The organism is Erythrobacter colymbi, from assembly GCF_002155685.1.
In the GTDB taxonomy this organism is placed as follows: Bacteria; Pseudomonadota; Alphaproteobacteria; order Sphingomonadales; family Sphingomonadaceae; genus Erythrobacter; species Erythrobacter colymbi.
In genome coordinates this window covers 489,426-509,441 of record NZ_MUYK01000003.1, presented here as the reverse complement: position 1 = coordinate 509,441, position 20,016 = coordinate 489,426, and the positions used below count along the sequence as shown (strand labels likewise).

General features: G+C 68.2%; 18 protein-coding genes. 10 read left to right on the top strand and 8 right to left on the bottom strand.

Features of this window, described 5'->3' with window-relative positions; all coding sequences use genetic code 11:
- Positions 1 to 92 precede the first annotated feature (92 nt).
- The 3 genes from BZF57_RS09120 (at position 93) to tilS (ending at position 3,231) form a co-directional block, all read left to right on the top strand.
- A complete protein-coding gene (locus BZF57_RS09120) occupies positions 93 to 1,070 on the top strand; it encodes a helix-turn-helix domain-containing protein (protein ID WP_086736944.1) in 978 nt (325 codons plus the stop codon).
- A gap of 128 nt (positions 1,071 to 1,198) precedes the next feature.
- Positions 1,199 to 2,236: a tetratricopeptide repeat protein gene (locus tag BZF57_RS09115; RefSeq protein WP_086736942.1), complete on the top strand. Its 1,038-nt coding sequence runs from the start codon at positions 1,199 to 1,201 to the stop codon at positions 2,234 to 2,236.
- On the top strand, positions 2,227 to 3,231 hold the full coding sequence (tilS, locus tag BZF57_RS09110) for a tRNA lysidine(34) synthetase TilS (RefSeq protein ID WP_086736940.1): 1,005 nt from the start codon (positions 2,227 to 2,229) through the stop codon (positions 3,229 to 3,231). Before BZF57_RS09115 ends, tilS begins: the two co-directional genes overlap by 10 nt.
- A 139-nt stretch (positions 3,232 to 3,370) precedes the next feature.
- Here the strand turns inward: tilS and BZF57_RS09105 are convergent, their stop codons facing one another.
- Both BZF57_RS09105 and rimO read right to left on the bottom strand, forming a co-directional pair.
- Entirely contained in the window at positions 3,371 to 4,228 is an 858-nt protein-coding gene (locus tag BZF57_RS09105) for a L,D-transpeptidase family protein (RefSeq protein ID WP_086736938.1), read from the bottom strand.
- An 84-nt stretch (positions 4,229 to 4,312) separates the two neighbouring features.
- Positions 4,313 to 5,698, bottom strand: coding sequence for a 30S ribosomal protein S12 methylthiotransferase RimO (rimO, locus tag BZF57_RS09100; protein ID WP_086736936.1), 1,386 nt, complete (start codon positions 5,696 to 5,698; stop codon positions 4,313 to 4,315).
- A 78-nt stretch (positions 5,699 to 5,776) separates the two neighbouring features.
- Here rimO and BZF57_RS09095 point away from each other — a divergent pair, with 78 nt between their 5' ends.
- Genes BZF57_RS09095 through BZF57_RS09080 form a run of 4 tightly spaced genes read left to right on the top strand, consistent with a single transcriptional unit; the run spans position 5,777 to position 8,901 of the window.
- Positions 5,777 to 6,016: a DUF6356 family protein gene (locus BZF57_RS09095; protein WP_086736934.1), complete on the top strand. Its 240-nt coding sequence runs from the start codon at positions 5,777 to 5,779 to the stop codon at positions 6,014 to 6,016.
- 55 nt (positions 6,017 to 6,071) lie between these two features.
- Positions 6,072 to 6,593 carry a hypothetical protein gene (locus BZF57_RS09090; RefSeq protein WP_086736932.1) on the top strand — a complete coding sequence of 174 codons (522 nt, stop codon included), beginning with the start codon at positions 6,072 to 6,074 and terminating at the stop codon, positions 6,591 to 6,593.
- The gene (locus BZF57_RS09085; protein ID WP_086736930.1) at positions 6,590 to 6,991 is read left to right on the top strand and encodes a DUF1761 domain-containing protein; all 402 of its coding nucleotides are present in this window, start codon (positions 6,590 to 6,592) and stop codon (positions 6,989 to 6,991) included. Before BZF57_RS09090 ends, BZF57_RS09085 begins: the two co-directional genes overlap by 4 nt.
- A 53-nt stretch (positions 6,992 to 7,044) precedes the next feature.
- A complete protein-coding gene (locus BZF57_RS09080) occupies positions 7,045 to 8,901 on the top strand; it encodes an ABC-F family ATP-binding cassette domain-containing protein (protein WP_086736928.1) in 1,857 nt (618 codons plus the stop codon).
- On the opposite strand, the gene BZF57_RS09075 is transcribed toward BZF57_RS09080, so the two are convergent.
- The 3 genes from BZF57_RS09075 to serS all read right to left on the bottom strand — a co-directional run bounded on the left by BZF57_RS09075 (position 8,902) and on the right by serS (position 12,269).
- Positions 8,902 to 9,969: a potassium channel family protein gene (locus tag BZF57_RS09075; RefSeq protein WP_086736926.1), complete on the bottom strand. Its 1,068-nt coding sequence runs from the start codon at positions 9,967 to 9,969 to the stop codon at positions 8,902 to 8,904.
- 14 nt (positions 9,970 to 9,983) lie between these two features.
- A complete protein-coding gene (surE, locus tag BZF57_RS09070) occupies positions 9,984 to 10,745 on the bottom strand; it encodes a 5'/3'-nucleotidase SurE (protein WP_086736924.1) in 762 nt (253 codons plus the stop codon).
- Between the two features lie 114 nt (positions 10,746 to 10,859).
- Complete coding sequence (gene serS / locus BZF57_RS09065) at positions 10,860 to 12,269, bottom strand: serine--tRNA ligase (RefSeq protein WP_086736922.1); 1,410 nt, start codon at positions 12,267 to 12,269, stop codon at positions 10,860 to 10,862.
- Positions 12,270 to 12,389: 120 nt separating this feature from the next.
- Between serS and BZF57_RS09060 the strand changes: the two genes are divergently transcribed.
- Positions 12,390 to 12,644 (top strand): hypothetical protein, encoded by a 255-nt coding sequence (locus tag BZF57_RS09060; protein ID WP_086736920.1) that lies wholly within the window; start codon positions 12,390 to 12,392, stop codon positions 12,642 to 12,644.
- A 63-nt stretch (positions 12,645 to 12,707) separates the two neighbouring features.
- Here the strand turns inward: BZF57_RS09060 and BZF57_RS09055 are convergent, their stop codons facing one another.
- On the bottom strand, positions 12,708 to 15,047 hold the full coding sequence (locus BZF57_RS09055; protein WP_086736918.1) for a TonB-dependent receptor: 2,340 nt from the start codon (positions 15,045 to 15,047) through the stop codon (positions 12,708 to 12,710).
- A gap of 122 nt (positions 15,048 to 15,169) precedes the next feature.
- Here BZF57_RS09055 and BZF57_RS09050 point away from each other — a divergent pair, with 122 nt between their 5' ends.
- The gene (locus BZF57_RS09050) at positions 15,170 to 15,814 is read left to right on the top strand and encodes a TetR/AcrR family transcriptional regulator (RefSeq protein ID WP_086736916.1); all 645 of its coding nucleotides are present in this window, start codon (positions 15,170 to 15,172) and stop codon (positions 15,812 to 15,814) included.
- 10 nt (positions 15,815 to 15,824) lie between these two features.
- Positions 15,825 to 16,502: a Fe2+-dependent dioxygenase gene (locus BZF57_RS09045; RefSeq protein WP_086736914.1), complete on the top strand. Its 678-nt coding sequence runs from the start codon at positions 15,825 to 15,827 to the stop codon at positions 16,500 to 16,502.
- On the opposite strand, the gene BZF57_RS09040 is transcribed toward BZF57_RS09045, so the two are convergent.
- The gene (locus tag BZF57_RS09040; protein ID WP_086736912.1) at positions 16,476 to 17,222 is read right to left on the bottom strand and encodes a hypothetical protein; all 747 of its coding nucleotides are present in this window, start codon (positions 17,220 to 17,222) and stop codon (positions 16,476 to 16,478) included. The genes BZF57_RS09045 and BZF57_RS09040 overlap by 27 nt on opposite strands.
- A 32-nt stretch (positions 17,223 to 17,254) precedes the next feature.
- Positions 17,255 to 19,879 (bottom strand): M14 family metallopeptidase, encoded by a 2,625-nt coding sequence (locus tag BZF57_RS09035; RefSeq protein WP_086736910.1) that lies wholly within the window; start codon positions 19,877 to 19,879, stop codon positions 17,255 to 17,257.
- Positions 19,880 to 20,016 lie beyond the last annotated feature (137 nt).

Sequence of the window (20,016 nt, the reverse complement as noted above, 5' to 3'; positions counted from 1 at the left end):
GGAAGCGGCCCAAGGGTGACTTCCGCATTCAAGCGTAATTCACGCAGCCACTCTCACTGACCGCCTCGAAAGAAGGCGCGGGGACCCGGGTCATGGACAGCGACGATACCAACAGCGCAGATGCTGCGCCCCTCTCCGATGTTGCCGGCCCCGGCGCAACCTTGCGCAAGGCGCGCGAGGCGCGGCGCCTGGAGCTGTCGCATATCGCGGCCGAAACGCGCATTCCGCTGCGCCATCTCGAAGCGATCGAGGCAGGCGATTTCGAGAGCCTGCCGTCCCGCGCCTATGCGATCGGCTTCTCGCGCACCTATGCCAAGGCAGTGGGGCTCGACGATGTCGCGATTACCGAGGCCGTCCGCGCAGAGCTGGCCGACGGATCGATGCGGCGCACCGTGCCGTCATCGGCGATGGAGCCGGGCGATCCGGCGCGGTTGCCCTCGTCCGGCCTCGCCTGGGCGGCGGCGGGCGCGGTGCTGATCCTCGCGATCGGAATCTTCGCCTTCTACAACACCTATTTCGGCGCCGGAACCGAGCCGGGCTCGCTGCTGACGCCCGAGCCCGAGGCGACCGCCACGGCTCCCGCGCCTGCCCCCGCCGCTACGACCACGCCCGCGCTCGCCGGCCCGGTGGTGTTCACCGCGCTGGAGGACGGCATCTGGGTGCGGCTCTACGAGGAAGGCGGCGAGCGCCTGACCGAGCGCACGCTCAAGAAGGGCGAGACGCTCGAAGTGCCGACGGCCGCGCGCGATCCGCGGATCAACACCGGACGGCCCGATGCGCTGGCGGTCACGGTCGGCGGGCAGAGCGTCGCCAAGCTGGCCGAAACGCCGCAGACGATCTCCGGCGTTGCGGTCTCGGCAGCCGCGCTGGCGGCGCGGGCGGCGACTCCCGTGCCCGCGACCGCGGCGACCCCGGCGGCTGGCGAGATCGTGCCGCTTTCGGCACCCCGTCCGCCGCGCCGCCGCACCTCGACACCCGCAGCGTCGGGCGAGGCTGTACCGGCAACCACGACCGCTCCGGCGAGCGAGCCTGCACCGGCTCCCGCAGCCCCCGCCGCCGCCACGCGTTAACTGTTTTCCGGTTGATTAGGGGGCTTGCCGCTCTCGACTTGCGCGCGCGTGCAAGGCAGGAATTCCGCAACCGTTCATGTCGCGCGCCGCACCACCCGCGCGTTGTATGCCAGGGAGCCTGACGAGCCATGACCACCCGCCTGAAGAACATCACCCTGCGCCTTGCCGGTGCATCGCTGATGGTCGCGACCGCGGCGACTGTCGCCACGGCGCCCGTCCCGGCAATCGCGCAGGACAGCGCCGCCGAGGCGCGGCTCAAGAAGATCGAGGCCGAAGTGCGGGCGCTCCAGCGCAAGGTCTTCCCGGGCGGTGACGGCAAGTTCTTCGAGCCGCAGATCGCGCCCGGCACGCAGGGCACCGCCACGGCGACCCCGACCATCAACAGCGGCGTGCCCGCGACCACCGCGGTGACTGACATCCTCGTGCGGCTCGATGCGCTCGAAGCGCAGCTGCAATCACTGACCGCGCGCTCGGAAGAGCAGGCCAATGCGCTGGCGCAGATGGAAGCGCGCCTCGCCGCGCTGGAGACAGCCGCCAACGCCCCGCTCGCTGCGGTTCCGGCGACGACCGCGCCTGCGCTGCCGACGCCGCAGCCCGCCGCAACCGTGGCCGCCGCGACCACGCCTGCCCCCAAGCCGGCGGTGACGACCCCCGCATCCGCGCCTACGCTCACCCCCGCGCCCAAGCCCGCGCCGGCGACTACTCCGCCGCCCGCGGCCACGCCGAGCGCCGCGCGCCTTGCCGCGGTACAGGCGATCGCCAAGCCGCAGACCGCCGATGCGGGCGACGACGAGTATTCCTACGGCTTCCGCCTGTGGAGCGCAGGCTTCTTCCCCGAAGCGCGCCAGCAGCTCACCAAGTTCGTCGAGCAGTACCCCAACCACACGCGCATCAGCTTCGGCCGCAACCTGCTCGGCCGCGCGTTCCTCGACGACAAGATGCCCAAGGAGGCCGCGCAGTGGTTCCTCAAGAACTACCAGGCCAACAAGGCCGGCGATCGCGCGCCTGACAGCCTGCTTTATCTCGGCGCATCGATGATCGCGATGAACGACACCAAGCGTGCCTGCATCGCGCTGGCCGAGTTTGCCGACACCTATCCGCTGATCGCTTCCGGGCGGCTCGCGAACGAGTTTCAGGCGACCCGTGCGAAGGTGAAGTGCAGCTAGAGCCTGCCGCCGCGCGCTTTGCGGCGGATCTGGTGGCGCTGTGGCCTGAGGACGAGCGAGAGGGGCGTCCGCTTGGGCTCGCCGTATCGGGTGGGCCGGACAGCCTCGCGCTGCTGCTGCTTGCACATGAGGCGCTGCCCGGGCGCATCGCGGTCGCCAGCGTCGATCATGGCCTCAGGCCCGAAGCGGCGGGCGAGGTCGCGCTGGTCGCGCGCCTTGCCGCCGCGCGCGGCATTCCCTTCACGCCCCTCGCGGTGACGCTCGCCCCCGGCAATGTCCCGGCACAGGCACGCGCGGCGCGCTATGCGGCGCTGGCGCGCTGGGCGCAGGACGCGGGCCTCGGCGCCGTCGCCACCGCGCACCATGCCGATGATCAGGCCGAGACCCTGCTGATGCGTTTGAACCGCGGGAGCGGCCTCGCGGGCCTCGCCGGGGTGCGTCCGCGCGGGCGGATCGAGGAGAGCGATGTCCTGCTGCTGCGTCCGCTGCTGGGGTGGCGCAAGGCCGAGCTGGCGGCGGTGGTGGCGGCGTCGGGGATCACGCCCGCGCAAGACCCGACAAACACCGATCCCGCCTTCGACCGCGCCCGCCTGCGCGCGGCGCTCGCGAGCGCCGACTGGCTCGACCCCGTGCAGATCGCCGTCAGCGCCGTGCATATCGCGGAAGGATGGCAGGCGCTCGAATGGTATGCCGAGCTCGACTGGCACGAGATGGTGATGCGCGAGGACAGCGACACCGGCACGCCCGGCTTCAGCTATTGCGCCAACGTGCCGCGTATCATTGCGATCGAGACGATCCTCAGGATCATCCGCGAGCTGGGGGGGCACGCCACCCGCAGCGAGGCGGCGCGGGCGTGGGAGCGGCTATGGGCGGGCGAGAACGCTTCGCTCGGTGGGGTGCTGGCGGTGCCGGGGGTGGAGAAGGTCGAGAAGGTCGGCGTTGCCATGCGCGTCTGGCGCTTCCGGCCGGAACCTGCGCGGGGGCGTGTGAATTGATATTTGTTTGCGGTTTCGCTGGCGCGAAACGCAGACCTCCCGCCCCGCCTTTCCACCCGGCCACCATAGCCTATGGTATCATTGGTGGCCGGGTGGAAAGGCGGGGCGGGAGGTCTGCGCCACCAAAGGTGGCCGAAAATCAGAGAATCTTGTCGCCCACGCCGACCATCTTGCCACGGGTGATGATCACCTTGTCCCCGCGCTTGGCGGCCGCGAAGAGCTTGGCGGCGAAATCGTCGGGCACGCCGATGCAGCCGTGGCTGGCATAGCCGTTCATCACCGGCGAGCCGTGGATCGCCACCCCGTCACGCGTTAGCCGCAGGGTCCAGGGCATCGGCGCGTTGTTGTACTTCTCGGAGACGTTGTCGCGCTCCTTGGTGAGGATCGGGAACACGCCGAGCGGGGTCGGGTGCTCCTGCGTGCCGACCAGAACGACGGCGGTGCCGATTTCGTGCCCGTCGCGGAAGGCGCTGATGACGCGCGCGTCGAGATCGACGGTGATGACCAGCTGGCCTGTGGCCGGCGCGGCGCTTTCGTCCCAGAACCAGTCGCCGTAGCGGATCGTGCCCTCGATCGGGAGGATCGACCTGATCACGAAGCCGCCATTGCCGGCAGGCGCGGCCGCAGCGGGCGCGGGTGCGAGCTTGGGTGCGGCGGGCTCGGGAGCGGGTGCAACGGGTAGGGTCTGCACCACCGGCGCCGCAATCATCCGCACTGCCGGACCGCGCGGGGCATCGGCATCGGGATCGGCGGGCGCAGACGCGGCAGGAGCGGCCGCGCTGCCGAGCGGCGGCAGCCCGGCATAAACTGCTGCGGCCTCTTCGGCCGGGGCCATCACGCTATCCGGATCGATTTCCTCGAACGTGCCGCGCGCCTTAGCTGCGACCACCTCCGCCGCATCGGCGGAGCGCCCGGCGTCGGGAGTGCTGGCGACTTGCGCGAAGGCCGCGAATTGCAGCGCGGCAACGGCGATCAGGAAGGCGAGAACGCGGATCATGGGCGTGAATATGCCGCGTTAGCCGCAAGGTTGCCAGAGGTTAACCGTGGTGCGTCCCTGCGGGGGACGGGCGGCGGCGACCGGTTAACGCGCGATCACGCCGAACAGGTCGTGCGCGTCGGCATCCTCGATGGTCGCCTCGACGATGTCGCCGGGCTTGAGACTCGCGGGCACGTTGCGCAGGTAGACCGCACCGTCGATCTCGGGCGCGTCGGCCTGCGAGCGTCCGGTGGCGCCGATATCGCCGTCCTCGTCAGCCTCGCCGACCTCGTCGATGATGACGGGGAGCGTGCGGCCGACCTTGGCGGCGAGCTTGGCGGCACTGATGCGCTCGGTCAGTTCCATGATCCGGGCGTAGCGTTCTTCTTTGATCTCCTCGGGCACCTGATCGGGCAGGGCGTTGGCCGCCGCACCTTCGACCGGTTCGAAGCGGAAGGCGCCGACGCGGTCGAGCTGGGCTTCCTCGAGCCAGTCGAGCAGGTAGCGGAAGTCGTCCTCGGTCTCCCCCGGAAAGCCGACCACGAAGGAGGAGCGGATCGCGATGTCAGGGCAGATCGCGCGCCACGACTTCAGCCGCTCGAGCACCTTGGCCTCGTTCGCCGGGCGCTTCATCAGCTTCAGCACCTTGGGCGCCGCGTGCTGGAAGGGGATGTCGAGATAGGGGGTGAGCAGCCCCTCGGCCATCAGCGGGATGACCTGATCGACGTGGGGGTAGGGGTAAACGTAGTGGAGGCGCACCCACGGCGCGGCGCCTTCGGGGGTGCGCAAGCTGCCCAGTTCGCGCGCCATGTCGGTCATGTGCGCGCGCACCTCGCGGCCGTGCCACATGCGCGGTTCGTGGCGGGTATCGACCCCGTAGGCACTGGTGTCCTGCGAGATGATCAGGAACTCCTTCGTCCCCGCCGCGACCAGCTTCTCGGCCTCGCGCAGCACCGCGTCGATCCGGCGGCTGGCGAGCTTCCCGCGCAGGCTGGGGATGATGCAGAAGGCGCAGGAGTGATTGCAGCCCTCGGAAATCTTGAGGTAGCTGTAGTGCCGCGGCGTCAGCTTGATGTCGGTGTCGGACGGCTGCGGGATCAGGTCGACGAAGGGCCCCTGCGAGGGCGGGGCGTGGGTGTGCACCGCCTCGACCACCTGCTCGTATTGATGCGCGCCCGTCACCGCGAGCACCTGCGGATGAACCGCCCGGATCGCGTCGGCCTCCTCGCCCATGCAACCCGTCACGATCACCCGGCCGTTCTCGGCAATCGCCTCGCCGATGGCGGCAAGGCTCTCTTCCTTGGCGGAATCGAGGAAGCCGCAGGTGTTCACCAGCACCACGTCCGCGCCCGCATAGTCCTCGGCGAAGGCATAGCCATCGGCCCGCAGGCGGGTGAGGATGCGCTCGGAATCGACCAGCGCCTTGGGGCAGCCGAGGCTGACCATGCCGATCTTCTTCTGGTCCGGGAGAGTGGTGGGGGCGGAGGTCATAGCGGCGCGGCCCCTACACTGTGTAGGCCCCGAGCGCTAGGCTTGACCGGAGGTGCTCCCGGCGGGCATCTGGGGCGCATGATCGCCAAGCTCTTCACCGACCATCCGCGCGCCATCGGGGAGACCTATGGCCAGCACGCCCGCACCGCCTTCAGCTTCGGCTGGCGCATGACGATCGGGGGACTGGCCTGCATGGTCCACGCTCTGGTGCCCGGCGTCTTCGTCAAGACCGCGAGCCGCACCGTGGTCCAGCTCGACGCGGAGATGCGCGGGCGCAAGGCAACCCCGGCCGAGGAAGAGTTCGCATATGTCATCTGAGGGCGTCATCTGAGGCGGCTACCCGCCCGCCCCGGCTTGCGCTACACCCGCGCCCATGCGCATCGCGATCACCAAGGGCAGCCGTCAGGACCACGTCGCCGTGACGCGTGCAGACGGCTCGCGCGCCGACTTCGGCTTCCCCAAGAAGGGCCCCTATCCGCACGACGCCTACCACTTCTTCGTCGAGCGCGCGCTGGGCATGCAGCGCGGGTTCTGGGGGCTGGTCGCGGGCGGGATGGCGCCCGAGGACGTGCAGGCCCTGGCGCTGGCGGGCGGCCATGCCAGCGCCAAGCGGGCAGGCGAGCCTGACGCGGGGATCGTCGAGCTGATCCAGGCCGAGCGCCTCGTCGAATGCTTCGAGGCCGCAAGCTGGGGCGGCGGGGCGGATGACGCCAGCATCCTCGCGATGGCCGAGCCCGCGTGGGCCGCGAGCCACGTGCCGCCGCCTGAAGGTGTGGCGGCCAAGCTGGGCGCGATCCGCGACGGCCTCGACCCCTTCCTCGCCGCATGGAGTGCCCTGCCCGAGGGCGGTGCGCTCACCCTCGAATGGCCCGAACGGGCAGGAGCACACACATGAGCGATTTCGCCCTCTGGCCGGTGCTGGCCGGAACCGCCGCCTTCTTCATCGTCGGCGCGCTGTGGTACGGGGTGATCTTCGCGGCGCCGTGGCAGCGCGCGGCGGGCCTTTCCAACACCCAGCTGCGCGAGGGGAACATGGGCGTGATCTTCGCGCTCGCCTTCCTGTTCGAGATGCTGATCGCGATGGTGCTGTGGCACCTCCTCGCCCGCACCGATCCGAAGCCCTTCGTGGTGATGATGATGGCGGTGGGCTTTGCGGGCGGCGTCATGATCCCGGCGATCGGGATCAACTACCTCTTTCTCAGGAAGCCGCTCGGCCTGTTCCTGATCGACGCCGGGCACTTCCTCGTGGGCATGGCGGCGATGGGCGGGGTCTTCGTGTGGTTCCGCAGCTGACCGGCACGGGAATTCCTTTGGGCTGCTCCCGATAGCCTGTTAAGGGCGCCCCCATGCTTACCATCGACAGCGTCACTGTCCGGCTCGGCGGCCGGGCCATTCTCGAGCGCGCCAGCGCGACCGTGCCGGTTGGCGCGCGCGTCGGCCTGATCGGTCGCAATGGCGCGGGCAAGTCGACGCTGATGAAGGCTCTGATCGGCGAGATCGAACCCGACGACGGCGAAATCTCCAAGCCCGCGCGCGCGCGGATCGGTTACATTGCGCAGGAAGCGCCAAGTGGTTCAATGACCCCCGAGGAGGTCGTGCTGGCTTCCGCCACCGAGCGCGCGGCGCTGCTGGCCGAGCTGGAAACCTGCACCGATATGGACCGCATGGGCGATGTCCACGAACGCTTGCTCGCGATCGACGCCTATTCCGCCCCGGCGCGCGCGGCCAAGATCCTGAACGGCCTCGGCTTCGACGAGGAGATGCAGCAGCGCCCGGTCGACAGCTTCTCGGGCGGCTGGAAGATGCGCATCGCGCTGGGCGCGCTCCTGTTTTCCGAACCCGACATCCTGCTTCTCGACGAGCCGTCGAACCACCTCGACTTGGAAGCGACGCTATGGCTTGAGAACTTCCTCAAGTCCTATCCGGCGACGCTGGTGGTGATCAGTCATGAACGCGACCTTCTCAACAAGGTTGTCGATCACATCCTGCATTTGCAGGGCGGGCAGCTGACGCTCTATCCGGGCGGCTATGACGCCTTCGAGAAGCAGCGGGCAGAGCGCGCCGCGCAGCTCGCAGCGGCCAAGGCCTCGCAAGAGGCGCAGGCCGCTCGCCTGCGCGATTACGTCGCGCGCAATTCCGCCCGTGCCTCGACCGCAAAGCAGGCGCAATCGCGTGCCAAGATGCTCGCCAAGATGCAGCCGATCGCTGCGCTGATGGAAGATCCGACGCTGAGCTTCGATTTCCCCGATCCGGCCGAGATGAAATCGCCGATGATCACGCTGGAACAGGCCGCCGTCGGCTATGGAGAAGCGCCGCCGATCCTCAAGCGGCTGAACTTCCGGATCGAGGCCGATGATCGCATCGCGCTGCTGGGCCGCAATGGCAACGGCAAGACCACGCTCGCGCGTCTGCTCGCGGCGCAATTGACCCCCGCCGAAGGGGCGGTGAACGCGCCCGGCAAGCTCAAGGTCGGATACTTCACCCAGTATCAGGTCGAGGAACTGGCGGGCGAGGACACCCCTCTCGATCTGATGAACCGCGCGATGGAGGGGCAATCGCAAGCCGCGGTGCGCGCGCAGCTGGGGCGTTTCGGCTTTTCCGGCCCGCGCGCGAACCAGCGGGTCGACAAGCTGTCGGGCGGAGAACGCGCTCGCCTCGCGCTGGCACTGATCACGCGTGATGCCCCGCATCTGCTGATCCTCGACGAGCCGACCAACCACCTCGATGTCGACGCGCGCGAGGCGCTGGTGCAGGCCCTGAACGACTATTCGGGCGCGGTCATCCTTATCAGCCACGATCGCCACATGGTCGAGCTGACAGCGGATCGGCTGTTCCTCGTCGATGGCGGGACGGCGCGCGAATATGACGGCAGCATGGATGACTACATCGACTTCATCCTCGGTCGCGGCCAGCCCAAGGGCGACCGGCGCGGCAAGCCGTCCGGCGACCGCGCCGCCACGGCGAGTGCAGGGGACCGGCGCTCGGCCAAGTCGCAGTTCGACAAGGCGGAGGCGAACATTGCCCGCCTGACGGCAGAGCTGGAGCAGCTCGACGGCAGGATCCTCGAACTGAGCAGCGATGCGGGCGGTCAGGTCGGGGCCAAGATGCAGGGTCTGCTGACCAAGCGGTCGGCTGTCGCCGATGCCCTTGCCGAAGCGGAAGAGGCGTGGCTTGCGGCAGGCGCCGTGCTGGAGACGATGTAGCTAGCGCTCGCTCGGCGCAGTCGGGACGATCTCGACCACCACGTCGCCGGGTTGGAGCATCTGGCACTCGTCCTCCCAGAAGCCGATAGCGCGGCCATTGCGGTATACGCGGAGGCCCGTGCCGCCGCTCTGGAGGTCGGTGATCGGCTTGCCGCACTCCTCCGCGCTCACCACCCGCTCGACCAGCTGCACCCGGCCGCCGACGCTGGCGAGGTCGGCGAGGTAGTCGGCGATGTGTGCGCCCTTGACGCTGCCGGCCAGCAGCAGCCCGGTGAAGCGCACCGGGTTGATGACGTTGTTGGCCCCCGCCTGCCGCGCCAGCAGCTCGTTGTCCTCGGCGCGCACCACCACGCTGATCGGCACCTTGGGCGCGAGGTGGCGCACCGTCAGCACGATCAGGATCGAGGTGTCGTCCCGCCCCGCGCTCACCAGCACGCTCTGCGCCTCGGCGATGCGGACCGCCTTGAGGTTCTCGTCACGCGTCGCATCGGCGGCCATGACATTGACACCGAGCTTCTCGGCCTCGGCCAAGCGCTCTTCCGAAGGGTCGATCACCACGATGCAGCGTGGATCGATGCCGCGTTCGATCAGCTCTCCGACGCTCTGGCTGTTGGAGGTGCCGTAGCCCAGCACCACCACGTGGCCGGTGAGCTGTTCCTGGATGCGGGCCATGCGAAACTTCTCCCAGCTGCGCTTGATGACGAAATCGTAGGCCGCGCCCACGAAGATGAACAGGACGGCGATGCGGACGGGGGTGACGATCACCGCCTCGATCAGGCGCGCGCGGTCCGAGATCGGGGCAATGTCGCCGAACCCGGTCGTGGTGATCGAGATCATCGTGAAATAGACGACATCGAGGAAGCTGATGACGCCGTCATGCCCGTCTTTCAGCCCCTCGCGGTCCCACCAGTGGATCGCGACCACCAGCGCGATCAGCAGGAAGGCGAGGCCGAGCCGCAGGCCGAGGTCGCCCCAGACGGGGAGCTTCACCTGCCGCCTGAGCGGGCGGAACTGGTCGGCGAGCAGCGTTTTGCGCTTGAACGGGTTGCGGCTGGGCGTTTCGGCCATCCGCGCCGCGCCCCTCAGGCGAACCGTTCGGCGAGGATGCCGATGGTCGAATAGTGGGTGAGATCGAGCTGGAGCGGGGTCACCGCGACATAGCCTTCCTCGATCGCCTCGAGGTCGGTGCCGTGGTCGAGGGTGTGCTCGATCTGGTCGAGCCCGAACCAGAAATAGCGGTAGCCGCGCGGATCGCGGCCCTCGACGATGGTGCCGCGCGCGTAATCGTGAAAGCCCTGGCGGACCACGCGGATGCCCTTCACGTCATCAGCGAGGATGGCGGGGAAGTTGACGTTGATGAGCGTGCGATCGGCCATCGGCGCGTCGATCAGCTTTTCGAGCACCTTGGCTCCCCACGCGCTTGCCGCGCCAAAGGGCACCTCGTCGCCCATGCCCTCGCGGGCGTAGACCTGGCTGAAGGCGATGGAGCGCACGCCCGCCAGCGCGCCCTCGATCGCGGCGGAGACGGTGCCCGAATAGGTGATGTCGTCGGCAAGATTGGCGCCGCGGTTGACCCCTGAGAGGATGATGTCGGGCGCTTCAGGCATGACCTCGCGCAGGGCCATCATCACGCTGTCGGTCGGCGTGCCGCTGACGGCAAAGCGCCGAGGCCCATGCTTGTGGAGGCGCACAGGCCGGGTGAGCGTCAGCGAGTGGCCTGCGCCCGATTGCTCCTCGGACGGCGCGCAGACCCAGATGTCGTCGGAGAACTGGCGCGCGATTTCCTCCAGCACCTTGAGGCCGGGGGCGTTAATGCCGTCGTCATTGGTGAGGAGGATGCGCATTCTTGTCCTAACTTCGTCATGCTGAACTTGTTTCAGCATCCACTTGTTGTTTGGTCGCCGCACATCGTTTGAGGCACGATGGATCCTGAAACAAGTTCAGGATGACGGGGTGGATTATTGGGGCGCGATGACCTCGAGCCCGCCCATGTAGGGGCGAAGCGCCTCGGGCACCCTCACGCTGCCGTCGGCGTTCTGGTAGTTCTCGATCACCGCGACCAGCGTGCGGCCGACGGCGAGGCCGGAGCCGTTGAGGGTGTGGACGAACTCGGTGCGCTTCTCGCCCGCGACCCGGTAGCGGGTGTTCATGCGGCGGGCCTGGAAGTCGCCGGTGTTCGAGCAGGAGCTGATCTCGCGGAAGGCGCCTTGCCCCGGGAGCCAGACCTCGAGGTCGTAGGTCTTGCGCGCGCCGAAGCCCATGTCGCCGGTGCACAGCAGCATCTTGCGGTAGGGGAGGGCGAGGCGCTCGAGGATGGTCTCGGCGGCGCGGACCATGCGCTGGTGTTCGGCCTCGGAGTCCTCGGGGCGCACGATGCTGACGAGCTCGCACTTCTCGAACTGGTGCTGGCGGATGAACCCCCGCGTGTCGCGCCCCGCGGCGCCCGCTTCGGAACGGAAGCACAGGGTGAGCGCGGTGAGGCGCATCGGCAGCGCTGCCTCGTCGAGCAGCTCGCCCATGACGCTGGCGGTGAGGGAGACTTCGCTGGTGGGGATTAGCCAGCGGCGGGTCTGTGGATCAGGAAGGCCATGCCAAATCACAGGATCGGTTATGTCTGCTTCCTCAGGGAACAGACCTTCAGCGATGTATTCGTCTAAGGCCGCTTGCTTAAATCTGATGATGTCGAGAACGCTAGGCAATAGGTCTGTCTCGAAGCTGTCCTCGGCAAACTTCGGCAGCTTGTCGGTGCCATACATGGCATCGTCGCCCACCAGCACCGGCGGGTTGCACTCCGCATAGCCGTGCTCGCCGGTCTGAACATCCAGCATGAACTGGCCGAGCGCGCGGTGGAGGCGGGCCATCCCCCCGCGCAGGAAGGTGAAGCGCGCGCCCGAGAGCCTTGCGCCGGTCTCGAAATCCATGCCGAGGGCGGGGGCGATGTCGGCGTGTTCGCGGGGAGTGAAATCGAAGGCGCGCTTTTCGCCCCATTCCTTTTCGATCCGGTTGTCTTCCTCGCCGCCGCCGTCGGGAACGTCCTCGCCCGGCAGGTTGGGGATGATCTCGAGCATCGCCTTGAGCTTGCCCGCCAGCTCCTCGGCGCGGGCTTCCATCGCGGGCATCGCGTCCTTGAGCGCAGCCACCTCGGCCTTGATCGCTTCCGCGCCCTCGCGGTCACTCTTGGCCATCGCCGCGCCGATCAGTTTCGAAGCCTCGTTGCGGCGGCTTTGCGCGACCTGCACCTCGGTCACCGCCGCGCGGCGCTCCTCGTCCAATGCGATCAGCTGCGCGGCCAGCGGCTCCAGCCCGCGCCGGGCGAGGCCGCGATCGAAGGCTTCGGGATTCTCTCGGATCAGGCGAATGTCGTGCATGGCAGCGGCCTATGCCCGCTTGGGCTGCCCAAGGAAAGAGGGCTTGGGCGCGTATCGCAGCGGGGTGCGATGGAACCTCGCGGGCCCTCGCAAGGTAGGGCTGCGGGAAGGAGACAGCCTATGCTGAAGAAGATCATCGGCGCCGCGATCGGCGCCAAGCTTGCCAAGAACTCGCCCGCTGTGGGCGGCGCGACCGGAGCGGCGCTCGGCGCGGCGGTGCCGTGGGTGCTGGGGCGGCTGAGCATCGCCGGCATGATCGCGCTGGCGGCGGGCGGCTATGTCGCCAAGCGCGTCCTCGATCGCAAGGAGCCCCAGGCCTACCGCAAGCCGACGCCCCCTGCGCCGGTTCCGGTCGCGGCCCAGACGGACGACTGAACCCGGGAAGAAGGGGCGGCGATAAGTCGAGAGGCCGCCGCCCCCTCTGGGGAGATCAGCGCGTCAGAAATTGACCTGCGCGGTGACGAACACGCGGCGGGGATCGCCGTAGAAGCCGGTCAGCGTGCCTTCGCGGCCCAGCGTCGGGATGAACGGTGCGCCGCCCACACCGCCTGCCACGAAGTTGTAGCCGGCGACGACGTAGCGCTTGTCGAACAGGTTCTTGCCGTGGACGCCGATCGAATAGCGGCCATCGTCCGAGGTGTAGACCACGCTCGCATCGACCAGCACGAAGCCATCCTGGTCGAGGAACGGGTTGGGCACTTCGAACTGGCTCGCGTCGGAGCGCAGGGCGGCGGTGCCGATGAAATCGACGATCCCGCTTGCCACCGGCAGACCCATGTCGAAGCCCATGTGCGCGGTCACATCGGGGGTATTCTGGAACACCCGCTGGCTCGCCACGTCACGGCCGAAATTGTCGATGAAGGTGTTGAACTTGGCATCGAGCACGCCGAGCGACCAGTTGACCGTGAAGCGGCTGCCGTCGCCTGCAAAGTCCTTGCCGACGAGCGCATTGCCTTCGAACTCGATCCCGTTGACGTCAGCCGAGGCAGCGTTCGAGGTGATGCCGATGAAGCTCTCGTTCACCCCGTCACCATTGGCGTCGAAGCCGACCGAGCCGGGGATCTGGACGTTCTTGTACTGCCCGAGGAAGCCCGCGATGCTGATGTTAAGGCGGTTGTCGAGCAGCGAGGCCTTCCAGCCCAGCTCGTAGCTGTCGACCGTCTCCGGATCGAAGGCCATGAAGTCGAACACCTCGGCCGGGGTACAGGCTCCGCCGCGCGGATTGCGGCACGCGGTGGTCTGGCCGCGCGGGTCGAAGCCGCCGCCCTTGAAGCCCTGCGAGTAGGTGAAATAGAGGTTGTGATCGGCATTGGGCTGCCAGCTGATCGAGGCGCGCGGGTTGAAGTCCTTGAAGGTCGCGCTGCCGTTGAAGTTGCTGGTTACCGCGGCCGCGACACCGGTCCCGCCGAACAGGTTGGAGAACCCGCCCACGAAGGTGGTGCGCAGGATCCGGCTGGTGCGCTTGTCGTTGGTGTAGCGCCCGCCGACCGAGACGCTGAGCGTGTCGGTGAGGTCATAGGTGAAGTCGCCGAACACCGACCAGGTCTTGGTGTTGACATCGCCCAGCGTCTGCGCGGCGAGGCCGTTCACCGTGGTGAACAGCGCCACATCAAAGGCGGTGAAAGCATTGGCGTCGAGATAGTAGAAGCCGAGCACGCCCGAAAGCTTGTCGCCTTCGTAGAGCAGCTGCAGTTCCTGGCTGAACTGGTCGTTCTCGTAGATCGCCGGCACGTCGAGATCGACCGCAGGAAGGCTGTCGAAATCGATCGGGGTGGTGGAGCTGTCCTCGCGGTAGCCGGTGATCGACTTGAAGGTCAGCGTGTCGCTGAGCTCGATCGCGACATTCAGCGCGCCGCCATAGGCCTCGACTTCCTGGTCGACGATGTTGAGACCTGCGCGGGTGTCGAACACGTCGGCCAGCACCGGTGCGCCGCTGCGCAGACCGGGGATGAAGCGGTGGCCCTGGCGGGCTTCGGAATTGTCCTTGACGTAGTCGCCCGAAAGCCGCGCCTTCACGATGCCGCTCTCGAACTCGATGGTGCCGCGCGCGGCCCAGACGTCCTTGTTGTAATTCTCGGTGCCGAGCGTCAGGTTCTTGCCGAAGCCGCCGCGCGACAGGCGTGCGCCGCTCGCACCGATCTTGAGGCTGTCGCCGATCGGGGTCGAGGCGGTGACGATCAGGTCGGCCTGGTCATAGGAGCCATAGGTGCCGCGGATCTTGACGCTGAGGTCGTCGGGCAGCGGGGCGGTGACGTACTTGATCGCGCCGCCGATGGTGTTGCGCCCGTAGAGCGTGCCCTGCGGCCCGCGCAGCACTTCGATCCGCTCGACATCATAGACATCGAGCACGGCGGCCTGCGGGCGGTTGAGGTAGACATCGTCGACATAGAGGCCGACACCCGCCTCGAAGCCCGCGACCGGATCCTGCTGGCCGACGCCGCGGATGAAGGCGGTGAGGGTGGTGTTGGTGCCGCGGCTGACTTCGAGGGTGATGTTGGGCACCTGCTGGGCGACCGCGACTATATCCTGCACGCCCTGCTTGGCCAGCGCCTCGCCCGAGATCGCGGTGACCGACAGCGGCACGTCGATCAGCTTTTCCTCGCGGCGGCGGGCGGTGACGTAGATCACGTTGTCGCCGGCCTCTTCGGCGGCGGCGGCATCGGCGGCCTGTGCGGCGACATCTTCGGCGCTGTCCTGCGCCATCGCGGGCGCGGCATAGGCGGCAAGTCCGGCGGCGCCGGCAAGCAGCAGCGCGCGGGTGCAAAGCTTCGTGTTCATCGGGAAGTTTCCTCTCCTGGCCCTCTTATGGGATCACGTTTATTGAAAGTTGAACCACCTTTCAAGTTTAGACTTGTGCGCCCCTCTTGCGCGGCCTACCGAAAGCGGCGAGGGAGAGGCAGATGGGCAACACTCGCGAAGCTGCGGCACCAATCGCCGAGGAGGCGGCGGTCGACGCCAAGACGCCGCGCACCGAGCGCGGGCGCAAGACGCTGCGCAAGCTGCTCGATGCGGCGGCCGAGGAATTTGGCGAGAAGGGCTTCCACGAGGCGTCGGTGAGCTCGATAACGCGCCGCGCCGGGATGGCGCTGGGCAGCTTCTACACCTATTTCGACAGCAAGGACGCGCTGTTCCGTGCGCTCGTCGCCGACATGAGCGAGAAGGTGCGCACCTCTGCGCGCTCGGCGCTCAGCGAAGGTATGGGCGCGCTCGAGATCGAACGCGCGGCGCTCGCGGCGTTCCTGCGCTTCGCGGCCGAACACAAGGAAATCTACCGCATCATCGACGAGGCCGAATTCGTCGATCCGGCAAGCTATCGCGAACATTACGAGACAATCGCCGCCCGTATCGCCGACCGCCTTCGCAGCGGCGCGACGGCAGGCGAGTTCCGGGATGGGCTCGGCGAGCTGGAGGCCTGGGCGCTGATGGGGATGAACGTCTTCGTCGGCCTGCGCTACGTGGTGTGGGGCAGCGCCCCGGGCTTCGGGCCGGACGATGTTGCTGCCGGGGTCAACCGTCTGCTGGCGGAAGGCATCCTGCGCCGCTAAAGCCGTGGCGATGATCCTCGCCATCCACGCCATCCCCGAGGCCGACCGCCTTGCCGCCATCGCCGAGCGGATCGCGCTGCTCCAGTGGCGCGACGGTCGCGAGACGGCGGGCGCGGTGGCGCGGCAAGTGAAGCGCAACGAGCAGGCGGCGATGGATTCCACGGCGGGCCGCAGCCTTCAGGACGAGATCACCGGCATCCTCGCCGATCACCCCGTGATCCGCGCCGCTGCGCAGCCGCGCCGCTTCTCGCCGCTGCTGATCAGCAAGACCGGAATCGGCGGGCAATATGGCCCCCATGTCGACAATCCGCTGATGGGGCGGGGCGACAAGCGGCTGCGCACCGATCTGTCCTTCACGCTTTTCCTGACGCCACCTGCCGATTACGACGGCGGCGAACTGGTGATCGATGCGGCAGGGATGCGGCAAGAGGTCAAGGGCGAGCCCGGGCACCTGATCCTCTACCCCTCGGGCAGCGTCCACGAGGTGCGGCCGGTGACGCGCGGGGAGCGGATCGTGTGTGTGGGCTGGATCGAAAGCCTCGTCCCCGATGCCGCCCGGCGCGAGATGCTGTTCGACCTCGAAAACCTGCGCGCCGCGCTGCGCGCCCAGCTTCCCGCCCAGTCGGCCGAGCTGCTGACGCTCGACAAGACGATCGCCAATCTATTGCGGATGTGGGCGCGCGCCTGAGGGCTTCGGCGCGGCGGCTTTCTTCCCCCTCACGGTGAAGTAGAGGATCAGGCTGACCCCGATCACACTCGGCCCTGCCCAGATCGCGGGGTTGAACACGTGCTCGGGGACGAGGCGGATGAGGCCCACGGAAAGGAAAGCCGTGTAGGCCGAGATGCCCATGCCGATCAGGGCGCGGAAATGCTCGCCGACGTGGGTCCCCCTCACGGGATCGCTATCCCGCCAGATGTAGCGCTGCTGGATCATCATGGCGACGATGCCGATGAAGGCGACCAGCATCATAAGCGGGTGGCCGACCTTCCAGCCATAGAACCCGCACCACGCCCCTGTAGCGATCACCGCCGCGATCACCGCCTGATAGCGAGCGGCGCGTAGCGCACGGCGGTCGCGGCTGTGCTTCACCACGGCAAGGCCATAGTCGACAAAGCCGATGGTGAGCGTGCCGAGATAGAGCATCATCCACCCGAACAGCCCGTCGAACAGCGCGCGGTCCGTGATCTCGGGGTGGCGGAATTCGGAGCCGTAGAGCGACAGGAAAGCCATCGCGATCGCCAGCGAACCCGCCCCGAGGAAGCCGTAACACGCCGCGCGGCCCCACTTGCGGTGTGTCTGCGCGCCTTTCTTCGTGACGATCGGGCCCCAGAACGCCGTCAGCCCCACCGCGCCGGTGGCGACATGAAGCACGACAAGCGCGTGGAACAGCGTCATGCCAGCCAGCATGACACAACGCGTGTCAATTCGCTAGGACAGTATCACCGCACCCGCGACGGCGCGACCAGCACCGCGTTGGCGATCATCAGGTCGAGCCCTTCGAGGAAGGCGCGGGTCGAAGGATCGTGCGCGAAGCCGATAACCAGCCCGCGGCCCTGCTGCTGCGCCATCAGATAGGGCTTGTAAGCCATCTGCCGCCGGTTCTCGTCCCACACATAGCCGCTGGCGACGAGATTGCCGGGTGCGGCGAAGCGGATCGCGTTGACACCCTTGTCGCGCCCGAGCGGGGTGAAGATCTGCGTCCCCGTCGCCAGCACCACCGCGCCGTCGTCATAGCCGGCGGAGAGGAAGGTGTCCTGCTCTGCCACCACGTTGAGGAGCGCGCCGGGGAGCGTGTCGGGGAGGGCGGCGGGATCCTTGATCGCCTCGCGATATTCGGCGTCACTTGTGATCGCAACGCCCTCCGCAATGTCGCCCTTGCCGTCCTTGGCATCGGCCGGATCGCGGCCCAGCGCCGCCTCGCGCTTGACCGCAAGGAGCGGATTGTCGCCGCTGCTGAAGGTCTCGAGGCTGTCGCCGACCGCGACCAGCACCCCGCCGCGCTGGACGAAGCTGCGCAGCGCGCGCTGGCCGCCTTCGCCGAGCTGCGCCGAGGGATCGCCCTCGGGCACCAGCACCACGTCATATTCGCTGAGGTCGGCGCGGGCGAGGCGGGCGGTGCGGATCGGGGTCACCGGCAGACCGATGCGCTGTTCCAGCACGTAGCGCAGCGCGCCCGCCGAAAGCTGCGAGACCCCGTCATCCCACGCCACCGCAACGCGCGGCAGGGTGAGGCGCACGAAATGCTCGCTGCCGAGGTTCGGCCCGCTGTCGACCCATCCGCTTTCGAGCGCAGCGATTTCGGCCCCGATCTCGCGGGCGATTTCGCTCAGGCGCGCCATCTTCTCGGGCGTGTTGCTGCCCGCGGGGAAGACCACGGTGCCGCGCGGGAAGGTGCGGCCGCCGGTGGTGAAGGCCTTGTCGGTGACGCGCCCCTCGATCCCCTCGCGAAGGGCAAGGGTGACGAGCCGCGCCTGCCCGCTGTCGGTCCACGGCACGGCGATCGCAAAGGCGCCGCTGCCGCCGGTCTTGGCGGCAATCGGCAGGTCGGCGGCCATCGCATCGCCGGTGACGGCTGCGTTGCAAAGGCTCACATCCACGCCCGCCATCGGTCCCACCGCCCAGGCGGTCACGTCGTAGAGCTCGTGCGGCAGATCGACCGAACGGCGGCGTTCCTGTTCGGCAAGGAAATCGGCCGGCAGTGGCGTGTCGCGGTCGAGCAGGCTGCGAATCAGGCGCGCGGCGGGCTGGGCCTGCGGGACGGCGAGGTAGCCGGCCGGATAGGACTTGCCGCAGACGCTCGCGCTGCCTTCGCGGCGAAGCACGGTGATGCCCTGCGCGGCGAGACGGCGACCGAGCCGTTCGGCATTCCAGCGGCGCTTGCCGAGGTCGATCACATAGGACCCCTTGCCCGCCGCACCGGACGCGTTGCCTGCGCGATAGGCGGCGAAGTCGGAGAGGAATTTGGCCGGATTGTCCGCCACCGCGCTCGCCGTGGCGAGGCTTGCCGAGAAGTGGTTGGCGACGGTGTCGGCATAGGTCAGTTCGGTCCCGTCGCGGCGTTTGAACACGAGGCCGCGGGCCGAGCCCTGCTCGTAGGTGCTCCCGATCGCGCCCTGATGCGCGTTCCACGTGTCGCCATAGCCCGGGTAGAACAGGTCATAGACCTCGCGGGTGAAATAGGGCTCGCCGCGCGCGTCGAAGGCGGCGGCGTTGTAGCGGCCGATCAGCTCGTAGGCGCGGATCTGCGCCGGCGTGAGATTGGGGCTGAAGGGCTGCGCGGCGGGCGAGAAGAAGTAGGTCTCGTCCCCGCCCATCTCGTGGAGGTCGACCACCACCACCGGGTTCCACTGCCGGATCGCGGCGACCTTGCCGCGCGTTTCGGGCTGCGAGAGGGTGAACCAGTCGCGGTTCAGATCGAACATGTAATGGTTCACGCGCCCGCTCGGCCAGGGCTCGTCATGTTCGGCGGCCTGACGGTCGGCATCGGGCGTGATCCCGGTCGAGGCGAGGAAGTTGTTGAGGAAGCGCGCGCGCCCGTCGGGGTTCTGCATCGGGTCGAGGACGACAATGGTGTTGGCCATGATCTTGGCCGCCCGCGGATCGTCCTTGGCGGCGAGCAGGTGATAGGCGGTCATCAGCGCGGCATCGGTCGAGGAAATCTCGTTGCCGTGGACGCCGTATTGCAGCCACGTCACCGGCAGCGCGGTGCCGTTGCCCGCGCGGCCTGCGGCGATGGTGGCCATATCGGCCTTGATGGCATCGAGCTTCGCCATGTTCGCAGGCGCGGAGAGCACGAGGTAATAGAGCGGCCGCCCCTCCCAGCTGGTGGCATACTGCACCAGTTTCGTCCGCTCGGGCGCGGCGGCGGCGAGGGCCTTGAGGTAGGCATAGGTCTGGTCGGGCGAGGTGATGCGCGCGCCCGGCGCATGGCCGACCGTGGCCGTGAGCGTCGGGATCGCGGGGTCGAACGTCCCTTCGGCAAAGGATTGCGCCGATGCTGGAGCAGCCGCCCCGGCGAGGGCCGCGACCATGACGAGCCACAGGCCCCGGAGTGTATTGCGCATGAAAGACCTCGCTTGATCGCCGGACGGCGGGAGTCGCCTCCAGCCTTGCCGCGAGTGGGCGGGGCGGGTCAAGCGGGGAGGGGCGAATGACGAAGGCGCTTGCCGCTGACGCGCTGTCATCCGCGGAGGGCTTGCGG